Source organism: Sorangium sp. So ce327 (genome assembly GCF_051530205.1).
In the GTDB taxonomy this organism is placed as follows: Bacteria; Myxococcota_A; Polyangia; order Polyangiales; family Polyangiaceae; genus Sorangium; species Sorangium cellulosum_B.
On record NZ_CP150330.1, the window covers coordinates 5606825 to 5628648 of the forward strand.

The 21824-nt window shown below is 73.4% G+C and carries 20 protein-coding genes; 11 read left to right on the top strand and 9 right to left on the bottom strand.

What is annotated here, in order from left to right; all coding sequences use genetic code 11:
* Positions 1 to 29 precede the first annotated feature (29 nt).
* The gene (locus tag WME95_RS20975) at positions 30 to 1412 is read right to left on the bottom strand and encodes a nicotinate phosphoribosyltransferase (RefSeq protein ID WP_437910203.1); all 1383 of its coding nucleotides are present in this window, start codon (positions 1410 to 1412) and stop codon (positions 30 to 32) included.
* Between the two features lie 146 nt (positions 1413 to 1558).
* Here WME95_RS20975 and folD point away from each other — a divergent pair, with 146 nt between their 5' ends.
* Both folD and WME95_RS20985 read left to right on the top strand, forming a co-directional pair.
* A complete protein-coding gene (folD, locus tag WME95_RS20980; protein ID WP_437910205.1) occupies positions 1559 to 2422 on the top strand; it encodes a bifunctional methylenetetrahydrofolate dehydrogenase/methenyltetrahydrofolate cyclohydrolase FolD in 864 nt (287 codons plus the stop codon).
* A 2-nt stretch (positions 2423 to 2424) separates the two neighbouring features.
* Positions 2425 to 3177, top strand: coding sequence for a class I SAM-dependent methyltransferase (locus WME95_RS20985; protein ID WP_437910207.1), 753 nt, complete (start codon positions 2425 to 2427; stop codon positions 3175 to 3177).
* A 42-nt stretch (positions 3178 to 3219) separates the two neighbouring features.
* On the opposite strand, the gene WME95_RS20990 is transcribed toward WME95_RS20985, so the two are convergent.
* On the bottom strand, positions 3220 to 3858 hold the full coding sequence (locus WME95_RS20990; protein ID WP_437910209.1) for an ATP-binding cassette domain-containing protein: 639 nt from the start codon (positions 3856 to 3858) through the stop codon (positions 3220 to 3222).
* Entirely contained in the window at positions 3855 to 5135 is a 1281-nt protein-coding gene (locus tag WME95_RS20995; RefSeq protein WP_437910211.1) for a hypothetical protein, read from the bottom strand. The genes WME95_RS20990 and WME95_RS20995 overlap by 4 nt, the downstream gene beginning before the upstream one ends.
* A 124-nt stretch (positions 5136 to 5259) precedes the next feature.
* Between WME95_RS20995 and WME95_RS21000 the strand changes: the two genes are divergently transcribed.
* The 3 genes from WME95_RS21000 (at position 5260) to WME95_RS21010 (ending at position 8454) form a co-directional block, all read left to right on the top strand.
* Positions 5260 to 6354 carry a DUF72 domain-containing protein gene (locus tag WME95_RS21000; protein ID WP_437910213.1) on the top strand — a complete coding sequence of 365 codons (1095 nt, stop codon included), beginning with the start codon at positions 5260 to 5262 and terminating at the stop codon, positions 6352 to 6354.
* Between the two features lie 241 nt (positions 6355 to 6595).
* Positions 6596 to 8161 carry a phytoene desaturase family protein gene (locus tag WME95_RS21005; RefSeq protein WP_437910214.1) on the top strand — a complete coding sequence of 522 codons (1566 nt, stop codon included), beginning with the start codon at positions 6596 to 6598 and terminating at the stop codon, positions 8159 to 8161.
* A complete protein-coding gene (locus WME95_RS21010; RefSeq protein ID WP_437554111.1) occupies positions 8158 to 8454 on the top strand; it encodes a lipoprotein in 297 nt (98 codons plus the stop codon). Before WME95_RS21005 ends, WME95_RS21010 begins: the two co-directional genes overlap by 4 nt.
* Before the next feature lie 53 nt (positions 8455 to 8507).
* Here WME95_RS21010 and WME95_RS21015 read toward each other — a convergent pair whose 3' ends face one another.
* Both WME95_RS21015 and WME95_RS21020 read right to left on the bottom strand, forming a co-directional pair.
* On the bottom strand, positions 8508 to 9410 hold the full coding sequence (locus WME95_RS21015) for a sugar phosphate nucleotidyltransferase (protein WP_437910217.1): 903 nt from the start codon (positions 9408 to 9410) through the stop codon (positions 8508 to 8510).
* A gap of 122 nt (positions 9411 to 9532) precedes the next feature.
* Positions 9533 to 11083, bottom strand: a complete 1551-nt coding sequence (locus tag WME95_RS21020) for a protein kinase domain-containing protein (RefSeq protein WP_437910219.1) — start codon at positions 11081 to 11083, stop codon at positions 9533 to 9535.
* Positions 11084 to 11217: 134 nt separating this feature from the next.
* Between WME95_RS21020 and WME95_RS21025 the strand changes: the two genes are divergently transcribed.
* From WME95_RS21025 to gyrA, 5 genes are all read left to right on the top strand, one after another.
* Positions 11218 to 11973, top strand: coding sequence for a hypothetical protein (locus tag WME95_RS21025; RefSeq protein WP_437910221.1), 756 nt, complete (start codon positions 11218 to 11220; stop codon positions 11971 to 11973).
* Positions 11974 to 12052: 79 nt separating this feature from the next.
* Positions 12053 to 12286, top strand: coding sequence for a hypothetical protein (locus WME95_RS21030; RefSeq protein WP_044965251.1), 234 nt, complete (start codon positions 12053 to 12055; stop codon positions 12284 to 12286).
* Positions 12283 to 12699 (top strand): HNH endonuclease, encoded by a 417-nt coding sequence (locus WME95_RS21035; protein WP_437910223.1) that lies wholly within the window; start codon positions 12283 to 12285, stop codon positions 12697 to 12699. Before WME95_RS21030 ends, WME95_RS21035 begins: the two co-directional genes overlap by 4 nt.
* A gap of 224 nt (positions 12700 to 12923) precedes the next feature.
* Positions 12924 to 13499 (top strand): hypothetical protein, encoded by a 576-nt coding sequence (locus WME95_RS21040; protein WP_437910225.1) that lies wholly within the window; start codon positions 12924 to 12926, stop codon positions 13497 to 13499.
* A gap of 435 nt (positions 13500 to 13934) precedes the next feature.
* Positions 13935 to 16565: a DNA gyrase subunit A gene (gene gyrA / locus WME95_RS21045; RefSeq protein ID WP_437910227.1), complete on the top strand. Its 2631-nt coding sequence runs from the start codon at positions 13935 to 13937 to the stop codon at positions 16563 to 16565.
* Positions 16566 to 16586: 21 nt separating this feature from the next.
* Here the strand turns inward: gyrA and WME95_RS21050 are convergent, their stop codons facing one another.
* The 4 genes from WME95_RS21050 to WME95_RS21065 form a co-directional block, all read right to left on the bottom strand.
* Positions 16587 to 17171, bottom strand: coding sequence for a gamma-glutamylcyclotransferase (locus WME95_RS21050; protein WP_437910229.1), 585 nt, complete (start codon positions 17169 to 17171; stop codon positions 16587 to 16589).
* Positions 17172 to 17214: 43 nt separating this feature from the next.
* Positions 17215 to 18411 carry a saccharopine dehydrogenase family protein gene (locus WME95_RS21055; RefSeq protein WP_437910231.1) on the bottom strand — a complete coding sequence of 399 codons (1197 nt, stop codon included), beginning with the start codon at positions 18409 to 18411 and terminating at the stop codon, positions 17215 to 17217.
* 37 nt (positions 18412 to 18448) lie between these two features.
* The gene (locus tag WME95_RS21060) at positions 18449 to 19909 is read right to left on the bottom strand and encodes an amidase (protein WP_437910233.1); all 1461 of its coding nucleotides are present in this window, start codon (positions 19907 to 19909) and stop codon (positions 18449 to 18451) included.
* Positions 19910 to 20057: 148 nt separating this feature from the next.
* Positions 20058 to 21092 carry a hypothetical protein gene (locus WME95_RS21065; protein WP_437910235.1) on the bottom strand — a complete coding sequence of 345 codons (1035 nt, stop codon included), beginning with the start codon at positions 21090 to 21092 and terminating at the stop codon, positions 20058 to 20060.
* A 412-nt stretch (positions 21093 to 21504) separates the two neighbouring features.
* On the opposite strand from WME95_RS21065, the gene WME95_RS21070 reads away from it, so the two are divergent.
* Complete coding sequence (locus tag WME95_RS21070) at positions 21505 to 21735, top strand: hypothetical protein (protein ID WP_437554133.1); 231 nt, start codon at positions 21505 to 21507, stop codon at positions 21733 to 21735.
* Positions 21736 to 21824 lie beyond the last annotated feature (89 nt).

The following is a 21824-nucleotide window of genomic DNA, read 5'->3' on the forward strand; positions in this document are numbered from 1 at the left end:
GCGGCCGCGCTCGCCAGGGGTCTCGCTCGCTACCGCTGTCCTGCGCCAGAGACGACGCGGGCGCGCACCGCCTCCACGAGCGCGCCGAGCCGCGGCGACACGTCGGCCGCGAAGGGCGCACCCTGCTCGGGCTCGTCGTCGATGGAGAGGAGCGCGTCCGGGAGCCCGGCGAGCTGCGCGCGCGCGCGCAGCCGGACGGCGTCGAGCCCCTCGGGCGGCGCGACCCGGGCGCCGCGCGCCATCACGGGCGCGAGCAGCGGCTCGGCGTCGGGGCTCATCGGCTCGCCCTCGAGCGCGATCACGTCGCGGGCGAGCTTCCCCGCTCGATCGCGGAAGCGGTGCACCTGGTGCGCGCCGGGCAGGGTCGCCTTCCCTTCCGAGAACTTCGCGATGGGCGTGCGCTCTCCGCCCGCGCCCCGCTCGACGTCGCCGATCTCCACGAGCTTGTAGACGCCGCCCAGCGCCGGGGCGTCGATCGACGTCACGAGATCCGTCCCGACGCCGTAGAGGTCGATGGGCGCCCCGGCGCGCCGGAGCTCGGCGATGCGGTGCTCGTTCAGATCGCCCGAGGCGACGATCTTCGCCGACGCGCAGCCTGCGTCGTCGAGGATCCTCCGCACGGCGACGCTGAGCGCGGCGAGGTCGCCGGAGTCGAGCCTGACCCCCTTCAGCTTGTCGCGCGCGATCGCCGCGGCGCGCGCCGCGCCGACGAGCGTGTCGTAGGTGTCGACGAGCAGGATCGCCGCGCTCGGGAAGACGGCGACGTAGGCCTCGAACGCGGCCTGCTCCGTCGGGTGAGCCATGGTCCACATGTGCGCGGCCGTCCCGAGCACCGGGATGCCGAAGCGCATCCCGGCCTCGACGTTGGAGGTGCCGACACAGCCGACCGCGTACGCGGCCCGCGCAGCGTCGATCGCCGCCTCCGGGTGCGCCCTGCGGCTGCCGAACTCGATGACCCCCGCGTCGCCGGCGGCCAGGACGACACGCGCGGCCTTCGACGCGATCGCGGTGGCGTGGTTGATGGCGGACAGGGCGAACGTCTCGATGAGCTGCGCCTCGATGAGCGGCGCCGTGACGCGCAGGACCGGCTCGTTCGCGAAGAACGCGGTCCCCTCGGGGATGGCCCAGACGTCGCCGTGGAAGCGGAAGTCCCGCAGGTAGCCGCAGAACGCCGGCGTCATCGCGTCCGCGAGGGCGGGCAGCGCGCTCAGGTAGGCGATCTGCTCCTCGGTGAAGCGGAGCTCCTCGAGGTAGCGCACGACCCGCTCGAGGCCCATCGCGACAAGGAAGCGCCGGTGCCGGGGCAGGCGGCGAACGAAGAGCTCGCACGTCGCGACGCGCGAGGCCATGCCGCGGTGGAAATAGCCCGCCGCCATGGTCAGCTGGTAGAGATCGGTGTGCAGCGCGTCCACAGATCATGGCTAGAGACGCTGGACGTACGGGTCAACCGGAAGATCGCGTGGCGTGAGGCGGTGCGACGGCCATCCTCACGATCGTTCCCCGGGCCGCTGCGGGCAGCCCCCCCGCGACGGCCGCGGCTGGACTAAGCTCCGCGGCCATGGCGGCGAAGATCCTGGACGGCAAGGCGATCGCGCAGAAGGTCCGCGACGAGGTGCGGGAGGGGGTGGCGCGCTTCGTGGCCGCCCACGGTCGGCCCCCCGGCCTCGAGGTGGTGCTCGTCGGTGAGGACCCGGCCAGCGTGACGCACACGCGGAGCAAGGAGCGGATGTCGAACGAGGTCGGCATTCGAGGACGGCTCCGCGCGCTCCCGGCCGCGACGACCGAGGTCGAGCTGCTCGCGTGCATCGCGGAGCTCGACGCGGACGACACCGTCGACGGGATCCTCGTCCAGCTGCCGCTGCCGGCGCACGTCCGCGCGCACGCCGTGCTCGACGCCATCGATCCCGCGAAGGACGTCGACGGCCTCCACCCGGTGAACGCAGGGCTGCTCGCGATGGGCCGCCCGGGCGGCATCGCGCCGTGCACGCCGGTCGGCTGCATGCGCCTGCTCGCGGAGGCGAGCGTCGAGCTCGCCGGCGCCCGCGCGGTGGTGGTGGGGCGGAGCAACCTCGTCGGCAGGCCGATGGCGCAGCTGCTGCTCGCGCGGAACGCGACGGTCGCGATCGCCCACACGCGCACGCGCGATCTGAAGGCGCTCTGCCGCGAGGCCGACGTCCTCGTGGCGGCGGCGGGCAAGGCGAAGCTCATCGGCGGCGACTGGATCAAGGAAGGGGCCACGGTGATCGACGTCGGCATGAACCGCGACGACGCGGGCAAGCTGGTGGGCGACGTCGATTTCGACGCCGTCAGGGAGCGGGCCGCCTGGATCACGCCGGTGCCCGGCGGCGTCGGCCCCATGACGATCGCCTCGCTGCTCGAGACGACGCTGCGCGCCGCGGAGGCGCGCGTCGCGAAGCGGTGACGATGGCCGTGACGAGGGGGCTCGCGCCCGCGCCGCAGCCCGACGCCGACGGGGACGCCGCCTCCGCCCCCGAGCGCGCCGCGGCGTTCGTCGCGCGCGAGACGGCCGTCGCCTGCCCGCCGTTCGTCCCCGAGGTCAAGCTCCACCTGGCGACCGAGGTCACGCCGCTCTGGCACGCGACCGAGGCGGCGCTCGCGCGCGCGGGCGTGCCGCCGCCGTACTGGGCGTTCGCGTGGGCGGGCGGGCAGGCGCTCGCGCGGTACCTCCTCGATCATCCCGCGACGGTCTCGGGCAAGCGCGTCCTCGACCTCGCCTCCGGCGGCGGCGTCGTCGCGATCGCCGCGGTGCTCGCCGGCGCCGCGCGCGTGAGCGCCGCCGACATCGATCCGTTCGCCGCGGCGGCGCTCCGGCTGAACGCGGCCCTGAACGGCGTCACCGTCGACGTGATCACCGAGGATCTCACGGCGAGCGCCGCGACGGCCGCGTGGGACGTCATCGTGGCGGGCGACGTCTGCTACGAGCGCGCGATGGTCGACCGCGTGCTCCCGTGGCTGCGCCAGAAGGCCGCGCGCGCCACCGCGGTGATCGTCGGCGATCCCGGGCGCGCCTATTGCCCCTCGGAGGCGGTCGAGGAGCTCGCGCGGTACCAGGTCCCCACGTCGCTCGATCTCGAAGGTCGCGAGCAGCGCGAGACGCGGGTGCTGCGGCTGCTGCCGCACCCTCCGGGCCGCGACGAGGGGCAGCCCGGCCGGTAGGCGGCGTCCGGAGGCGTGGCGCCTCACGGGCCGAGGCGCCGCCTACTCCGCGCCGAGCCGCCCTCCGTTCAGCCGGCGCACGTGCCCCCCGATCGCCGCCGCGAAGGCCGCGTCGTTCGTCGTGAGGAGCGTCGCCTTCCCCTCCGCGCGGCGCTGCTCGATGAGCTCCAGCACCGTGCGCGCCCCCTCGGCGTCCAGCCCGTTGGTCGGCTCGTCGATCACGAGCAGCCAAGGATCGCCCACCAGCGCCGCGAGAAGGAGCGCGCGCTTGCGCTGACCGAACGACAGCCCGGAGAGCCGCTGTCGGTAGAAGGCGGCCGCGCCGAGCCGCTCGATCCACGCGCGCCACGCGCCGTCGAGCGGCGGCGCCTGCTTGAGCGCGCGCACGAGGGCGCAGAGCTCCGCGACCTGGAGATCGGGCAGCGCATCGGTCGCGTCGGGCGCGTAGCCGAGCCGGCGCCGCGCCGAGGCCGCGGCGCCGTGGACGGCCTCCCCCGAGAGCGTCACGGCGCCGCGATCGGGCTCCAGCAACCCGACGACGACCCGCAGCAAGGTCGATTTGCCCGCGCCGTTCTCGCCCATCACGACCGCCACCTCCGAAGGTCCGCAGCGGAGCTCGACGCCCGAGAGCACGTCCCTGCCCGAGAGCCGCTTGTGGATCCCCGTCGCCTCCAGCGTCACAGCGCCCTCCCCACTCCTGCCGCCGCGCCGCGCCCGCGACCCGGCGAGAGCCAGCGCGCCCCGGCGGGCCCCGCGAGCAGCGCGGCCGCCGGAGCGAAGGCCGCGAGCGCGAGATCGCCCAGCGTCCACGCGGCCGCGGTCGACGCCACGATCGCCGCGAGCACCGAGAGCAGCACCCGGCTGCTGTCGCGGCCGTCCTGCCGCGCGGACCACCGGACGCAGCCGAGCGCGATCGCGGCGAGGAGCGGCCCCGCGAGCCCCGCGCCGCCGACCAGGCGCAACGTCACCGAGGGGGCCGCGCCGGTGAGCGCGCCGACCACCGCGCCGTGCCCGAGCGCGAGCGCCACCAGCGGCGCGGCCACCGCCGCGGCGACGGCGCCCGCGCGGAGCCCGGCCGCCGCGCCGCACGCGTCGAGGAGCCACGCGAGCCGCCGCTCCTCGCGCAGGACCGGACCAGCGAGGCCAGCGCCCGCGCAGAGCGCGACCGGCGCGAGCGCGACGAGCGACGCCGCGGCGAGCGGCCCGCCGCCGAGCCGCCCGCTGTTCCGCGCCCAGGCCGCCGCGGCGAGCGCGCCGATCGCCGCGAGCGCGAGGCCCCGCACGAGCACCGCGCGGTGGCCACGGACGAGCGCCGCCAGGTAGACGAGCGCGAGCGCGACGAGCGCGGGCGCCGCCGGTGGGATCATCGAGCGCTCGCGGCCGGCGGGGATCTCTGGCGCGCGGGCGACGGCCGCGCGCAGCCCGACGGCCAGCGTGGGCGCGGCGCACGCGAGCAGCACCGACGCCGGGGCCCCGAGCGCGATGGCGCCCGCGAGCAGCGCGAGGGCCGAGAGCTCGCGCGCGCCGCGCGGACGGGCGAGGAGCATGCAGCGCGCCGCGAGCGCCGCGGCGCCGGCGGCGCATCCGGCGAGCGCGCCGGCGCCGACCGTCCAGAGCGCCACCCACGGGAGCTCCGCGACGGCGAGGAGCAGCGCGTGAGCCGAGAGCAGCTCCCGGCGCGGGACCGGCAGCGCGCGGAGAAAGAACGTCGCCGGAGCGCGGAGCAGCGCGCGCGCCGCCGGCGTCCCGACGAGCAACCACGCCCCCCAGAGCGCGACCCGGAACAGGGGCGACTCACCCGCGATGCCCGTGAGCTGCGAGGGGTGCATCCCGTTGCCGCCGAACACGACCGCCGCGACGAGGCCCATGCCCATGTAAAGCGGCATGGCGCGCGCGAAGGCGTCCTTCCCGGCCGTCGAGACCAGGACGCGCACGACGAGGGCGAAGCGGCGCAGCACGTCACGTGCTTGTACCGCACGGCCGGCCGGATGCTCCCCGCGGAAGCGCATGGCCAGCGCGGCGGCCGTCCCCGGCCGCGTGGCCGGTGTCGCGGAGGGCGCCGGAAGCAGTAGACTCGACCGGGTGAGCCGCTCCCCTGGGCGCCGTGGCCCCGACCCATCGCAGCTCTCGCTGTTCGGTCCAGCGCCGGAGCCCGCCGCTGCCGAGGCGGCGCGCGAGCGCGACGCGATGGTGGCGGTCTACGACGACGCCGCCCGCCTGGCGGCGCGGCTGCCGCCGGGGCTCCACCTCGGCACGAGCTCGTGGAGCTTCCCCGGCTGGCAGGGCCTCGTCTACGCCGCGCGGCAGAGCACGGAGGAGCTCGCGCGCGATGGCCTCGCCGAGTACGCCCGGCACCCGCTGCTCACGACGGTCGGAATCGACCGCAGCTTCTACGCCCCCGTCCCCGACAGCGACTTCCGCCGTTACGCAGCGCAGCTGCCGGAGGGCTTCCGCTGCGTATCGAAGGCGCTGCACGCCGTCGTGTCCCAGACGCTCGAGCGATCGCAGACCCCGCCGAACGAGGACGAGGGGCGCAGCGCGGGCCCCGCTCGCCTCGAGCCGAACCCGGATTTCCTCTCGGTGCCGCTCTTCCTCTCGCGCGTCGCCGCGCCGCTGCTCACGGTGTTCCGGGCGCACGCGGGGCCGGTGCTGCTCGAGCTTCCCCCGGTCGGCCCGCCGCACCGGCTCCCGCCGCGCGCGTTCTTCGAGCGGCTCGACGCGTTCCTCGGCGCGCTGCCGCGCGAGCTCTCCTGCGCGGTCGAGCTCAGGGAGCGCGCCTATTTCACCGGCGAGTACCGGGAGATCCTTGGCGCGCACGGCGTCGCCCACGCCTACAGCTACTGGCGCAACATGCCGTCTCCCGGCGCCCAGGCCGAGGTGGTGCCCGTCTCGAACGCCCCGTTCGCGGTCGTCCGGCTCTCGCTCAAGCCCGGTCGCCGCTACGAGGCGGAGAAGCGCCGGTTCCACCCGTTCAACCGGGTGGTCGAGCCGGATCCCGAGATGCGCGCGGAGGTCGCGCGGATCCTCTGCGAGGCCGCGGCGCTGCGCATCGAGAGCTTCACGCTCGTGAACAACAAGGCCGAGGGCTCGGCACCCCTGACCGTGCGCGCCATCGCCGAGGAGGTCGCCGCGGCGTGGCGCGCGCCCACGGCGCCCACGACGACCGCCGGCGGGTGAGCCCGACCAGGGCAGGACGGAGCGGGCCGGCGCGACGCGCGCGCCAGCGCCGCGGAGAGGACAGGCTGGAAAGGGTCGCCGTGCGGGCGGCCTCGGGGCCGGCGCGGCGCGCCCCTCCCCGCTACCGCGCGCGAAAAGGGCTCTCCTCGCCCCACCATCCGTGCAACACCTCGTGCGCCATGGCCCGAGCGCCGGCGCGCCGGCCGCGGCAGACGACGCGCACAGCGCTTGGAGGTGCCCAGTGAAACGCAGTGAAGCTCCGGCCCGCGCCGATGTGGTCATCGTCGGCGCCGGCCACAACGGTCTCGTCGCCGCCGTCCTCCTCGCCCGCCGCGGGCTCGACGTGGTGGTGCTCGAGGAGAAGGACGCGGTCGGCGGCGCGGTGAAGACCGAGCACCCCTTCCGGAAGGCGCCGAGCCTCGGCGTCTCGAGCGGCGCCTACCTGCTCGGGCTCGCCCCGCCCGAGCTGCTCCGCGAGGTCGGCGTCGCCCTCCCCCTCCGGCGGCGCGATCCGCACTATTTCCTGCCGACCACGGACCGGCGCTACCTGCTCTTCGGCTCGGATCAGGCCGCGATGAAGCGGCAGTTCCTCGAGTTCTTCTCCCAGGCGGACTGGGACGCGAACAGCGCGCTCCAGGCCGAGCTCGCCGCGCTCCGGGACGACATCGCCCCGACGTGGCTCGCGGAGCCGCTCTCCATCGAGGAGACGGCGGAGCGCTACGTGCGGCCCGCCCTCCGGCAGACGTTCGTGGCGCTCTGCCGGGGCACGATCTCCGATTACCTCGCGCGGTTCGGCTGGAAGAGCGACCTCCTCAAGGCGATGTACGCCGTGACCGACGCCTTCTCGGGGCTCGCGGGCGGCTTCGAATCGCCCGGCACCGGCATGAACTTCCTCATCCACAACATGTGCCGCCTCCCCGGCGCCGACGGGACCTGGATGATCGTCGAGGGCGGCATGGGCACGATCTCCCGCCTCTTCGCCGAGAAGGCGAGGGCCGAGGGCGCGACGATCCTCACCGGCGCCCGCGTCGCGCAGATCGAGGCGTCCGGGGGCGCCGTCTCCGGCGTGCTCCTCGAGGACGGCACGCGCATCGCCGCGAAGGTGGTCGTCTCGAACGCCGATCCGTACCGCACCCGCGCGCTCGCCGGCGAGGCGGCGATCGGGGCCTCGCTCTCGGCGCGGCTCGACGCGCTCGCGAAGGACGGCTCGACGCTCAAGGTGAACATGGCGCTGACCGGTCTGCCCACGTTCACGTGCCTCCCGCAGGATCGCGGTCAGTTCGGGCCGACCATCCACCTGCTGCCGGACGAGGACGTCGTGATGGACACGCTGCGGCAGGCCCACCGCGACGCGATGAGCGGGCGCCTCCCGGAGTTCCCCGCGATCGAGTGGTACTTCCACACGCCGATCGACCCGAGCCTGCGCGACGCCGAGGGCCACCACAACGCGGCGCTCTTCGTGCAGTGGGTGCCCTACGCGCTCGCGGGCGGCGAGACGTGGGACCAGGCTGCGCCGCGCTACGTGAAGCACCTCCTCTCGATCTGCGATCGCTTCGCGCCCGGGATGAGCGATCTCGTGCTGGAGACGTTCACGCTGGCGCCGCCGGACATCGAGCGGCACTTCGGGATCACGAAGGGGCACATCCACCACATCGACAACAGCTTCGGCTTCGCCGACCGCGTGCCCTACCGGTTCGGGCTCGCCGGGCTGTACTCGTGCAGCGCGGGCACGCACCCGGCCGGGTCGGTCATCGGCGCGGCGGGGCACAACGCCGCGAAGGCCGCGCTCGCCGACCTCGGCAGATGAAGCGGCACCTCGTGGCGATGGGAGCGCTCGCCGTGGTGGCCGGGTGCAGCAGGGAGCCGCCGTCTCCAGGCGGCCCGCCGGGTGCGCCGGCGATCAGCGAGGCGGAGGTGCTCCTGCGCGAGTATCTGGAGCGACATCATCCAGCCATCCGGCCTGGCACTCCGGCGTATGGCGTCTTCATCAAGGACGTCCTCTGGGGTGTCTATCCCGAGCTGTCCGAGCACCGGAAGGCGGACGAGATCCGCAGGTTTGCGACCGAGTACGTGAATCGCCCCGATGCACCAGCGCGGTGAAGCTCGCCCCTCCCTGGTCGCAGGGACCTCTCCGGACCTCTCCACCCACGTGCTCACCCGGCCGCGCGCGCGACCGTCCCCTTCGCCGTCACCACCGCCCGCTCGAGCGGGGCGCCGACGCCGAGGACCACCTGCGCGCCCGGCCAGACCACACACCCGCGTGCCGCGCCGACCCCCTCGACCCGCGCCCCCGCCCCGACGACGCTGCCTGCCACGTCCACGCCCTCGGCGACGGACGCCCCCGGGCCGACGTAGCTCCGCAGGCCGCGCTGCGAGAGCCAGCGCGCGTTCGCCGCCAGGTACGCGGCCACCGTTCCGATGTCGTGCCACACGGCGGGCGCCGCGAACGTCGCGAGCGAGCACCCCTCGCGCAGCCACGGCAGGTACACGTCCCCCACCATGCACCCGCGCGGCGGCAGCCTTCGCCGGAGCGCCCCGCCGACCACGTGCACGCCCACGAAATCGCCGCCCGCGACCTCGTCGCCGAAGCGCTCGCCACGGAGCCGCACCACCTCGCCCCGCGCGCCGACGCCGACCGTCCCTTCCCCGGCCGGCCGCGGCGCGACCGCGAGCGTCGCGCCCGCGCCGTGATGGCCGTGCGCCGCCGAGAGCGCCGCCACATCGAGATCGATCAGGATGTCGCCGTTCCAGAGGACCACGTCGCCCTCGCCGAGCGCGCCCGCCGCGTTCGCGAGGCCCCCGGCAGTGCCGAGGGGCTCCGGCTCGTGCAGCACCTCGACGGGCATCGGGAACGCCGCGAGCAGATCGAGCGAGAATCGCTCCGCGAGGTGGGACTTGTTCACCGCGACGCGGACGACCCCGCCCGCGGCGAGCCGCTCGGCGATGTGCGCGATGAGCGGCCGATCGCCGAGCCAAAGGAGCGGCTTCGGCATCTCGTCCGTGAGCGGGCGGAGCCGGGTCCCGAGCCCCGCCGCGAGGATCATGGCAGAGGCCATGGCCGCGAGGATCACCCCTTCACGGGGAACGTTCAAGAAATCGAGGTCGCTACGGCGCGACCGCGCAGCCGTGCGACGGAGCCAGCGGAGATCGCGGCCATCGGCCCGATCCCTCGTTCAGCTCACTCCCCCCGCTCGAGCAGCCCCCGCGACGCGCGCTCGAGCAGCTCGTGCCCCGTCGCGTCCCCCTCCTCGACGTGCGCGACGCCGATGCGGAGGGTCATCCGAAAAGGCCTCGTGGCCGCTCGCCGGAAGCGGTGCTGGCGCACCTTCTCGCCGAGCACCTTCGCGAACGCGGACGCCCGCGTCCGGCCGATCCCGGGGCAGACGATCGCGAGGGTGTCGCGGCGGTAGCGCCCGAGGAGCCCGCCTTCCGGCACGTAGATCCTGACGATGCGCGCGAGATCGCCGAGGATGCGATCGACCCCGGCTCGGCCCTGCGTCTCCTCGACGTCCTGGAGCCCCTCCACGCTGAGCAGCAGCAGCGAGAGCCTCCTCGTCCGCTGCTCCTTGGCGCGCTGCACCTCCTTCTTCAGGAAGGCCCGGAGCCGCTCCTCGTGGACGACCGCGGCGAGGTCGTCGTCGCGCTGGCGTGACTCGCCGGCCTTGGGCCCTGGCTCCGGAGGCTTCGGCCCGGGGTCCGACGGCGAGCTGGCGCGCCGGTCGTCGGCGGCGCGCCGGTCGTCCGCCTCGCCCCCGCGGCTCTCGACCCCGCGGCGAGACGACGGTGGCGGGTTCGTGGGCCGCTCGGGCGGGGGCGGCGTCGACGGGGCGGGCGCGCCGAGCGCCTCCGCCATCAGCGTGACGGCCGCCGTCGCGCGCTCGAAGCGGTCCTTCGGGTCGATCGCGGTCGCCTGCTGGAACCACGCGTCGAAGGCGGGCGGCAGCCGGATGCTGCTGCGGCGCCGCGCGGCGCGGGCGCTCGGAGGCTCGGGCAACCCCGCCACCATCCGCTGGAGGAGCGCGTAGACCGACGGCAGGACGTTGGCCTCGGTCAGCCAGTACGGGCTGCCCACGAGCAGCGCGAAGGCGACATGCGCGAGCGCATGGATGTCGGTCTTCGGCCCGACCGCGACGTCGCCGCGGATCTGCTCGGGCGCCATGTAGAGGGGCGTCCCGACCATCGCCGTGCGGTCCGCCATGCTGCGGTGCGCCACGACCTTCGCCAGCCCAAAATCAAGGACCTTCACGCAGGGGGAGCCGTCATCCCGCCTCGTCAGGAAGAGGTTCGCCGGCTTGAGGTCCCGGTGGACGATGGCGGCCGCGTGCATCTTGTCGAGCGCGCGCGCGACCTGGCCCAGGTAGAGCACCACCTCGGCCGGCGGCAGCGGGCCGCGGCGCGCCGACAGGCTCGCGAGCTCCTCGCCCTGGAGCAGATCCATGACGAGGAACGGCATCCCCGAGTCGGCGTCGATGCCGGCATCGGAGATGTGAACGATGTGGTCGCTCTCGATCCCGCCCGTGATCTTGGCTTCCTGGGCGAACCGGGCGCGCTGGGCCGGGTCCTGGATGGAGCCGGGGAGCATCACCTTGAGCGCTCGGCGGCGGTCCGTGACCACGTCCACGACCTCGTACACCGCCCCCATCCCGCCCGTCTTGATCGGGCGCACGACGCGGTACCGCCCATGGAAAGGCGTGTCGGGTCGGAGCTGCGCGAGGCTCGGCGGATCCATGGGGTGATCGCGGCCCTGGGAGCATAGATCGGACCGGCCTTGTCCGGTCGCCGTTCGCGCCTCCCGAGGTGGGGCGGGCAGCTGGTGTGCCGGAAAACTCGACGCCTCCGGCGGCCGCGTGGTAGCTCCGCCGGGTGGGTTCGTCTGCGCTCGCCGTCCTCTCCGCCGCGAGGCGGAGCTCCGCGCTTTGGGCCGCGGCCGCGTTGCTCGGCCTCGGCGCCGTGACCCTCATCACAGCGCCGAGCTGCGGCAACGACGCTGTGGGCGTCGACGCCTGCCGGCGGATCGAGCAGGCCCGGTGCGAGGCGGCCGCCGTGTGCCCGGAGTGGATCGGCTCCGGGGACGCCGAAGAGCGGGTGAACACCTGCGTCGAGTTCTACTGGGACCAGTGCCTGCACGGCTTCGAGAACGGCGCCGGCGGCGGCCAGACCGTGGCAGATCCGACGACCGTCGAGGTCGATGCCTGCGTTGCCGCCGTCGGTGAGGCGCGCGCCTGCGCCAGCGCCAAGGTCGCGTCCATGGCGGAGTGCTCTGCAGCGCCGCTCGCCGCGGGCGTGGACCGCGCGATCACCCCCTGCGAGGTGATCACCGCGCAGGCGGAGGCGCTCGAAGCCTGCGCGTTCGTCGCCCCGAACGGCGGCGGCGCCGGCAGCGGCAGCTCTGGCAACGCGGGCAGCGGCGGCTCCGGCGGCAGCAGCGCGGGCAACGGCGGCGGCAGCGATGTCTCCGGCGGCGCCAGCGCGGGCAGCGGTGGCTCCGGCGGCGCCAGCGCGGGCAGCGGTGGCTCCGGCGGCGCCAGCGCGGGCAGCGGTGGCTCCGGCGGCGGCAACGCAGGCAGCGGCGGCTCCGGCGGCGGCAGCGCGGGCAACGGCGGCTCCGACGGTCCCTGATACAGCTGCGGGAAGCTCCCTCGGACTGAGGGATCGCCCGCCTCGCACCAACCTGCTAGGTTCAGGGAGGACTTCGACGATGGCTACGCCGGCAACAGTCCACGTTGATGTGGAGCTCCCTTCCGATCTCGCACAGCTCCGCCTCCCGGCGGGGGTCGATCGCAGGCTGCAGGCGCTCCTGGACAAGCAGGATCGCGGGGAGAAGCTATCGGCGGATGAGGCCATCGAAGCCGAGGGGCTCGTCGATCTCGCCGAGCTGCTCAGCTTGCTGCGCCTCCGCGCATCGCGGAAGGAGCCTGCGCTGACGCGATGAGCGGCGACGGCGTGCCCGCGCCGCTCCAGCGTCGCGTCCGCAAGCGTGCTGCCGATCGATGCGAGTATTGCCGGCTCTCCCAGGTCAGCCAGGAGGCCACGTTCCATGTCGATCACATCCAGCCACGGCACGCAGGTGGCCTGACCGCCCTGGAGAACCTGGCGCTCGCCTGTGTGTCGTGCTCCCTGCGCAAGGGAGCGCGGACCCATGGAGAGGACCCGACCACGGGCGACCACGCGAGCCTCTTCCACCCTCGCTGGGGTCGCTGGGAAGACCACTTCGACGTCACGGGCGAGCTGTCGATCGCCGGGAAGACACCGACAGGCCGCGCCACGGTCGCGCTGCTCCGGATGAATCGGCCTCTCGTCATCGAGATTCGACGTGAAGAGGCGTTGCGGGGTCGGTTCCCGTAGAGGGCGGGCGCCCGCGGCTTCCGCGAGCTCATCACCGCCTCGCGAGCGCGAGCGGCGCATCCGGCAGCTCGCCCGCGAGCGCCGCCGCCAGCGGCGTCCCCTCTGGCCGGTCTCGCTCGGCCGCGCGCCGCGCGCGCAGCTGGGCCGCGTTTCATGTGGCGCCGTTCTCCGGCTTGGACTAGTGCCCCCTGCCGATGGGCCGAGCTCGAGCTGGTTTCGGAACCTTGTTCGCCGCGGATCGCGCGCGCGGGCGCTCCCCGCGACCCCGGGCCGGCCGGTGCGCCCTGGCGCTCGCCGTCCTCGCGCTCACGGCCTGCGCCGACGGGTCCAACAGCGACGACGACCTGCAGCTCGGGACGTCGGTGACCATCGACCCGCTCGCCTTCCTGGGCGGCGACGTCCAGTGCTCGGGCTCGGACGAGCCGGAGGCCATCCGCAGCTACGTCGCCACGCTCACCGACAACAGCGCGGAGGGCGGGCCGTCCCCCCTCGCCTCATCGCCGCCAATCTCCTGTGCGTGGAGCGTGTCGTTCACCTCCGTCGTCGAGGGGCACGAGTACACGGTCAGGATCGACGGCTACGGGGGGGAGCTCGCCGATCAGCTCACGCCCAAGGGTGGCGAGACCTCCGGGAACCCCGAAATGCTGCTCCCCAACGGTGACAAGGCCGACCCGACCTGGACGTGGGAGTGCCCCGGCCCTGACTCCGACCCCCCGGGCGGCGCCGGCTCGATCGTGGCAGAGAAGGACGTGGAAATCGTTGTCCGGACGTGCGCCAAGCCCACCCGCGTCGAGCCCTGACCCTTCCGGCGCTCCCGTTGCGCCGCCTCACGCTCCCGCCGCGCTGTCCAGCGCCCCCGCCCAGGACGCTCCCGCGATCCCGCCCGCTGTCCGGCCCCTGATGCGCCCTCGCCGGCGCCTCGCGGCGTCCGCCGAGGAGCGGGCGGCAGGCCGCGATCCGCGCCCGCGCGCGCGGGCAGGAACGCCCTCTGAGGCCGGCAAACCCTTTGCGCCGGCCTGCCCCTTGGAGTACCTGAACGCATCCGTCGCATCCCCTGAACAGCGTGGGTCATAGGGCGGGCGGCGAAGGCCGGACTCCACCTCGTCGCTCGTCGTTCGAGGTCAGGGCCGCTTCTGCTGCTCCGCTCGACGCTCGAGCCGCGCTGGGATGGGCCTCTACGACGGGGGCCGAGCGCGCACCGCGCCCGCCCCCCGCGCCTCGGGTGCAGGTCCCCCATGGAAGAGACGTCGAACATCCAGCAGAAGGTTCCGGTCAGCATCCAGGACGAGCTCCGGACGAGCTACCTCGACTACGCGATGAGCGTGATCATCGGCCGCGCGATCCCGGACGTGCGCGACGGCCTGAAGCCGGTGCACCGCCGGATCCTCTACTCGATGAACGAGCAGAAGATCGGCCCCTCCGGCTCGCACAAGAAGTGCGCGCGCGTCGTCGGAGACGTCCTCGGCAAGTACCACCCGCACGGCGATCTCGCGGTCTACGACGCGCTCGTCCGGATGGGGCAGACCTTCAGCCTGCGCTACCCGCTCATCGACGGGCAGGGCAACTACGGCTCGGTCGACGGCGACTCGCCCGCGGCCATGCGGTACACGGAGTCGCGCCTGTCGCGGATGGCCGTCGAGCTGCTCGCCGATCTCGACAAGGACACGGTCGACTTCGTCCCGAACTACGACGACTCGGAGCTCGAGCCGAGCGTCCTGCCGGCGAAGTTCCCGCAGCTCCTGGTGAACGGCTCCGGCGGCATCGCCGTCGGCATGGCGACGAACATCCCGCCGCACAACCTCGGCGAGATCATCGACGCGACGATCGCCATCATCCGCAACCCCGACATCACCCTGGAGGAGCTGCTCCACCTCGTCCCGGGCCCCGATTTCCCGACCGGCGGCCTCATCTACGGCAAGAGCGGGATCGTGCAGGCGTACACGACCGGCCGCGGCTCGATCACGATGCGCGGGCGCCACCAGGTCGAGAAGACGATGAAGGGCGACCGCGAGCAGATCGTCTTCACCGAGATCCCCTACCAGGTGAACAAGGCCCGGCTGGTCGCGAAGATCGCCGAGTGCATGAAGGAGAAGCGCATCGAGGGGATCAGCGAGGTGCGCGACGAGAGCGACCGCGAGGGGATGCGGATCGTCATCGAGCTGAAGAAGGACATCTTCCCGCAGGTGGTCGTCAACCAGCTCTACCGGCTGACGGACCTCCAGGCGACGTTCGGCGTCATCAACCTGTCGATCGCGAACGGGCGCCCCGCGGTGCTGAGCCTGAAGGACACGCTCTCGCACTTCATCGAGCACCGGCGCGAGGTCGTGACGCGGCGCTGTCGGTTCGAGCTCCGGCAGGCCGAGGCGCAGCGCGAGCTCATCGAGGGGCTCGGGATGGCGACGAGCGACATCGATCGCATCGTCGCGACGATCCGGGCCTCGAGCGATCCGGACGACGCGCGAGAGAACCTGCAGAAGCTGCCGCTCCGGGGGCTCGGCGAGTTCCTCCGGCGGGCCGGCCGGCCGGAGCCCGAGTGCGCCGAGGCCGACACGCGCGGCGACTACTTCCTGTCGGAGCGGCAGGCCAAGGCGATCCTCGAGATGCGGCTGTCGCGCCTGACAGGCCTCGAGCGGGAGAAGCTCGCGAAGGAGTACGGCGAGCTGTCGCAGACCATCGAGCGGCTCCGGGCGATCCTGGCCGACATGGGGCTGCTCATGAACGTGATCGTGATGGAGCTCGAGGAGATCAAGGAGCGCTTCGGCGACAAGCGGCGGACCGAGATCGTGCCGGCCGAGGCCGAGATCCAGATGGAGGACCTGATCCAGGAAGAGGACATGGTCGTGACCATCTCGCACGCCGGCTACCTGAAGCGGACGCCGACCTCGACGTACCGGGCGCAGCGCCGCGGCGGCAAGGGGATGGTCGGGATGGAGGCGCGCGAGGAGGACTGGGTGAGCCAGCTCTTCGTGGCGTCGACGCACTCGTACGTCTTCTTCTTCAGCGACAAGGGCAAGGTCTTCGTCAAGAAGGTCTACGAGATCCCGCAGGCGCCTCGGAACGCGAAGGGCCGGGCGATCGTGAACTTCGTCGGGATGGAACCGGGGGAGAAGGTCGCGGCGATCACGCCGGTGCCGAGCTTCGACGGCGAGACGTTCGTTGTGACGCTGACCCGCCGCGGGCAGATCAAGAAGACGGCGCTCAACGAGTACGAGAACTACCGGGACAAGGGGATCATCGGCGTGCGCATCGAGGAGGGCGATCAGCTCTTCACGGCGGCGCTCACCGACGGCAAGCGCGAGCTCGTGATCGCGACGCGGAGCGGGATGAGCATCCGCTTCCCCGAGGACCAGGTGCGCCCGACGGGCCGCGCGACGATGGGCGTGAAGGGCATCGAGCTCGACGAGGGCGACGTGGTGGTGGGCCTCGGCGTGAGCGGCGACGGGCGCGACCGGGTGCTCGCGGTGTGCGAGCGCGGGTACGGCAAGCAGACGCCGCTCGAGGAGTTCCGGCTCCAGAGCCGCGGCGGCAAGGGCGTCATCCTCATCGACGCGAGCGAGCGGAACGGGCCGGTGGTGGGCGTCGCCATGGTGAGCCCGAGCGACGAGGTGCTGATCGTGACCGATCGCGGGCAGATGATCCGCACCAAGACGAGCGAGATCCGCGAGACAGGGCGCAACGCGCAGGGCGTGCGGATCATGCACGTCGGCCAGGACGAGCGGGTCGTCGCCGTCGAGGCCTTCGCGGCGGACGCGGCCGAGGCCGAGGAGGGCGGGTCGACGCCGCCGGGAGCGGGCGTGGACGGGACCAACGGGGTCGCGGATCACGCGGGCGGGAACGGGAGCAGCGAGGTCAGCGAGGTCAACTAGAGGTCGACCCCGGGCGGGGAGCTAGGGGCCTACGGTGGTTGTCGGGTCGACCGGACGGGGAGCTCGATGGCCGACGAGGGCCGCTAGCTCGGTCACGTGCTCGTCGTGGGCGCCCATCGCGACGAGCGCGTCGGCGAGCTGAAGGACATACTCGACGTTCGAGCCGCTCGGGCCGTGCGACGCAAGCACCTGAGCGGCAATCTCGGGGAGCGGCGCGGCGCCCAGATAATCGGGGTTATCGGGCGTGGCCAGGTACACGATGGCCGATCGGGCCGTGATCTCCGCGCGCGCCGACGCCCCGTCCGCCAGGTGGAGCGGCACGTCGTGGCGCGCATAGCCGCCCTTCTCGCGGTGGTCCAGCGCGCGAAGCACCTCGTCGAGCTCGGCCACGCCAACGCGATAGGCCATCCCCCAGCAGCGCGCGCCAGGCGACGGAATCAGCGTGACCACCCGCCCAGGCGCCCCGGGGACGCCCCGATGATCGGTGGACCCCTGCCAGAAGCGGCGGGCCCACCCCGTGATGTACCCGGGCACCATCTGCTCGAAGCGGAAGGCAGGCCGCCAGATCAACGAGCCGTAACCGAAGATCCACGTCTCGCGGTGCACGGGGCGATTGTACCAAACCGCGCCGGCCGCCAGCCGCCGCAGCTCACCCCTCGAGCAGCTCGAACCGGATCCCCGCAGCCTGAAGCCGCTCGATGAGCCGCTCCCCCATCGCGACGACCGGCGTGATGACCCCGGCGCGCGCCGGCAGCCGCTCGCGGTCGAACGCCATGCAGAGCGCCGACTCTGCCACCATCTTGGCCGTCTCCGAGTAACCGGGATCGCCGCCGCTCACCCGCGTCACCACCTTGCGCGACGCGCTCTTCCCCTGGAAGGTCACCTGGAACCAGCTGCGCGCCCGCTCCTCCGCGCTCGGCCCCTCCCCCGGACTCCGCACCTTGCGGAGCAGCTCCCGCGTCGGTCCCACCTTGGCCAGCGCCGTGACCGCGCCGAAGCCGGCGATCCCCATCACGAGCTGCAGCCCGGACTTGACCTGCACGTTGTGGCTGTACTGGAAGTCGGGGCCGTAGGCGTCGAGCTCCCGCGCGCTCCGCAGCACGACGAGCGGATCGATGCTGGGCATCGGACAGAGCCACGCGCGCAGCCCCTTCTCGTAGCGGATGCGCGTCTTGAGCCCCCGCACCCTGCGCGCCCCGCGCGCGTCCTCGCCGCGCGCGGCGCCCTTCCTGGGGCCGGGGCGCGCCATGATCTCGAGCAGCGACTGCCAGGTGCCGCCGGAGAAGCTGCCGTGCACGCGCACGATGCCCTCCACCACGATCGGCTCGCCCGCGGGGAGCTTCGTCACCGTGAAGAGCACCCCGAGGTCGTGCGGGATGCTGTCGAAGCCGCAGCAGTTGACGATCCTCACGCCCCGCGCGCGGGCAGCCTCGTGGTGGCGCTCGATGAGGCGGTCGACGAACCCGGGCTCGCCGGTGAGATCCGCGTAGTCGGTGCCCGCGCGGATGCACGCCTCGACGAGCGGCTCGCCGAGCGCCGTGTAAGGGCCGACCGTCGTGATGACGACGCGCGCCTGCCGGGCCATGCGCTCGAGCGACGCCGCGTCGTCCGACGCCGCCTCGATGACGCCCAGCGAGGAGCACGCCGGATCGATCGCCTCCATCGCCGCCTTCACCTCGGCGAGGCGCCCCGCGTTCCGGCCAGCGATCGCCCAGCGGATGGGCCGCTCTTCTGCGCCGCGGGCAGAGGCGTCCTTGCCCTTGGTGGCGAGATACTCGGCGACGAGGCGACCTGTGAAGCCGGTCGCTCCGAAGACGATCACGTCGTACGCGCGGTCGCTGGTCATGGGGGCAGCCTTGATACCACGACCGCGGGCGGGAACGTCAGCGCCGGCACCACGAGAGCGACGGCGGCACCCAGCCGCCGAACGAGCGCTCCAGGTGCTCCGCCACGGCGATCGTCACGTGATCGTTGCCGTGGATCGCCGCCACCTGGACGCCGAGCGGCAGCCCCTCGCCGTTGAGGCCCAGCGGCACCTGCGTCGCCGGCATCTCCATGACGTTGAGCACCGCGGTGTATGTCCACTGGAAGGGCGGCAGGAGCGGCGCGTAGTGCCGCGGCGCGGGGCTCGGATAGGACGGGTAGAGCATCACGCCCTGCTCGCCGATGCGCGACACGAGCTCGGCGCGCAGCGCCTTGCCGAGCTCCAGGGCGCGCTCGACGCGCGCCGGCAGCAGCCCGCCGACGTCCTCGAGCAACGCGAGCCCCAGCGCCGGCAGCGTGTGCGGCGAGCGGCGGACCGACCAGCGGGCGAGCTCGCGCGGCAGGCTGACCGGGCGGCCATCACCGAGCAACGCCCGGAACGTGACGCCCCCGGACGTGCCCACCATCGCCGTCCAGATGTCGAGCGCCCGCGCGAGGAGATCGACCTTCGCCTCGATCACCCTCGCCCCGCAGGCGGCGAGCGCCTCCGCCGCCCTCCGCTGCGCGGCCACGAGATCGGCGCTCACCCGGCGCACGCCGTCGTGCTCGACGGAGAGCACCGTCAGCGTGCCGAGATCGACCGAGGCCGGATCGCCGAGCGGCAGCGGCGCACAGCCCGGATCGCGCGCGTCGGGGCCGGCGAGGATGCGGAGCACCGGCATGAGATCCTCGGCGCGCCGAGCGATCGGCCCCGTCGTCATGAAGCGGAGCCCCCGCTCGCCCGGCAGCGGGAACTGGCCCGAGGTCGGCACGAGCCCGCCGGTCGGCTTGTGGCCGAAGACGCCGTTGAAGAACGCGGGCATGCGGATGGATCCGCCGATGTCCGAGCCGAGCCCGACCGGCGCGCCGCCCGCGCCGATCACCGCGGCCTCCCCGCCCGAGCTGCCGCCCGCGGTGCGCGCCGGGTCGTAGGGGTTGTTCGTCCGGCCGTAGAGCCGGTTGTTCGTCTCCATCCACATGCAGAGCTCCGACACGTTGGTGACGCCGAGCGGGATGAAGCCGGCCGCGCGCAGGCGCGTGACCGTCACGGCGTCCTCCTCCGCGCGCACGCTGGCGCGGGCGACGAGCCCCGCGGAGTTCGGCATGCCGGCGACGGCGAAGCTCTCCTTGATGGAGCACGGGACGCCGAGGAACGGCGGCGCGCCCGCGGGCCCGCCCTGTTCGAGGAGAGCATCGGCCGCGCGCGCCTCGGCGCGGGCGGCCTCGAACCGGTCCGCCACCATCGCGTTGAGCGTCGGGTTCACGCGCTCGATGTGCCGGATATGGGCCTCCACGACCTCGGCCGACGTCACGGCGCGTTCGCGGATCAGCGCGGCGAGCCGGGTCGCGGAGAGCAGGAGCAGCGGATCTCGTGACAGCATGCGTGCGACCGAGGATCAGGCTCGGGACGACGACCCAGGTCAAGGGTCCGCCACCCCGGATCCGTCGATCGCCCCCCGCCCCATCCTGGGCGCGAGCCGCGCGCGGCCCTCGCCGGGCGTCCTTCTGGACGCCGGAGGCGCGAGCCGCCTACTCCTCCGTGGCCTGCTCCGCGCCCGCGGCCTGCCCCGCGCCCGCGGCTTGCTCCGTACCCGCGCGCTGCACCGGCGCGGCGGCGACCGCGCGCGCCCGCGCTCGCTGCGGGAAGGCCCACCGCACCGCCCCGGTGATAAGCCAGTCGACCGCCCCCCGGTCATCGACCTGGATGCCGGGATCGACGTACACCTGCACCCGTTCGCTGAGCTCTGCGCCGACCTCCAGCACGCTCGTCGACACGACGCGGTGCGCGCCGCGGTGATCGATCGAGAACGCCTGGTCCGGGCTCACCCAGAACCCGTGCGGCAGCTCGATGATCGCGAATTCCCTGATCGTCGACTTCTGGATGGGGTTCCGCCCCGGGTCGCCGCCGAACGACACGGCGTGCTGCAGCTGGGCGCCGAGCCGCGCGGGCCGCGCCACGCGGAAGTACGCCTGGACGAGGGGCGCCACCTGGTTCTTTCCCGCGCCGAGCGCGCGCTTCGTCGCCGAGTCGAGGACGAGATCCGTGCCGACGACCAGCGCGAACCGCGGCGTGCCCACAACGCGGACGAGCGGCCGGATCAGGATGTCGCCGAGCCCCGCGTCGCGCCGGCCCTCGATGTCACCCGCGTACGCGAGCGGCAGGTCTGCGCGCAGCGAGAACGTCCTGGTGAAGGCGTAGTCCCCCCGGAGCACCGCAGCGTTGAAGAAGCCGTTCTTGCCGCTCGAGTAGTCGTCCCGGAGCTCGAGGAACGTGCTGAAGTTGGCGGCCGCCCTCGGTTGCGTCCGGGGCGCCGCGGCGGCGGGCCGCTCCGGCGCAGCAGGTGGCTGCGCAGGCGGCGCGGGTGGAAGCGACGGCCGCGCGGGCTGTGCACCGGCGAGCGCCGTGGGATCCCCAGGCTGCGCAGGATCGGCGCGGGCCGCGGCGGCGCCGCTCAGCGCGAGGAGCCCGACCGTGCCGAGAGAGGCCACGCGACGGCGCTTCAGACCCCAGGGCGAGACCGTCCGATCGGCAGGGCGCGCCTGCGCGACGCGATGCGCTTGCATGCCGGGTTCATGGGTGTGTCGCGCGATCTGGCGACAGTCAGTTCAAGACAGCAGTCTGCACTTCGGGGGCGCATGAGCCGACGTCCGGTGTTTGCGCACCTCTCCCCTGGCACCCCAGCATCCTGGCCGCGCCCTCGCTTGCGCGCGCTCCATGCGACGCGCTCGGCGCGCTTCGCTCGACTCGCCCGGCGTCGCGCTCGAGCGACGCAGCCGTGCACATCGAGCGCAGTGCATCGCCGTTCGATCCACCGCGGACCGACCTCCCGGACAGCGCCGGTCCGTGCTGAACATCACGCGGTTCACGTGCGCGCGCTCGAACAAAAAACTGCACGAAATGCCGCAGAAACAAGCGATCTGTAAAGAAACAACTTGACGCGACGCAGCAGCTCTGTAGGGTAGAAGCATCTACGCCATGCAGAAGTCGATGTACACCGCCAGCGCCCACGCCTCCGGCGATGGGACCCTCGCTGAGAAGGTTGTGCACAATGCTTCGTTGGCGTCCTCGACGGCGCGTTCGTTCGTCGTCGTCGAAGGCGGCGTGTCTGTCGGGCTCCTAGCGGGCCTAGCCATTCCTGCGCTCATCAGCCTAGTTGACGTCGTCGGGCTGATTCGCGTCGGGAACGGTTGCGGGCCGCCGCTCTGAGCTGAGACAGCATGGAGATAGGCCCCCGCACCGAGATGGTCCGGGGGCTTTCGTTTTTTTCGGCCTGAGGGTTCACGGAGAGCAGCCGT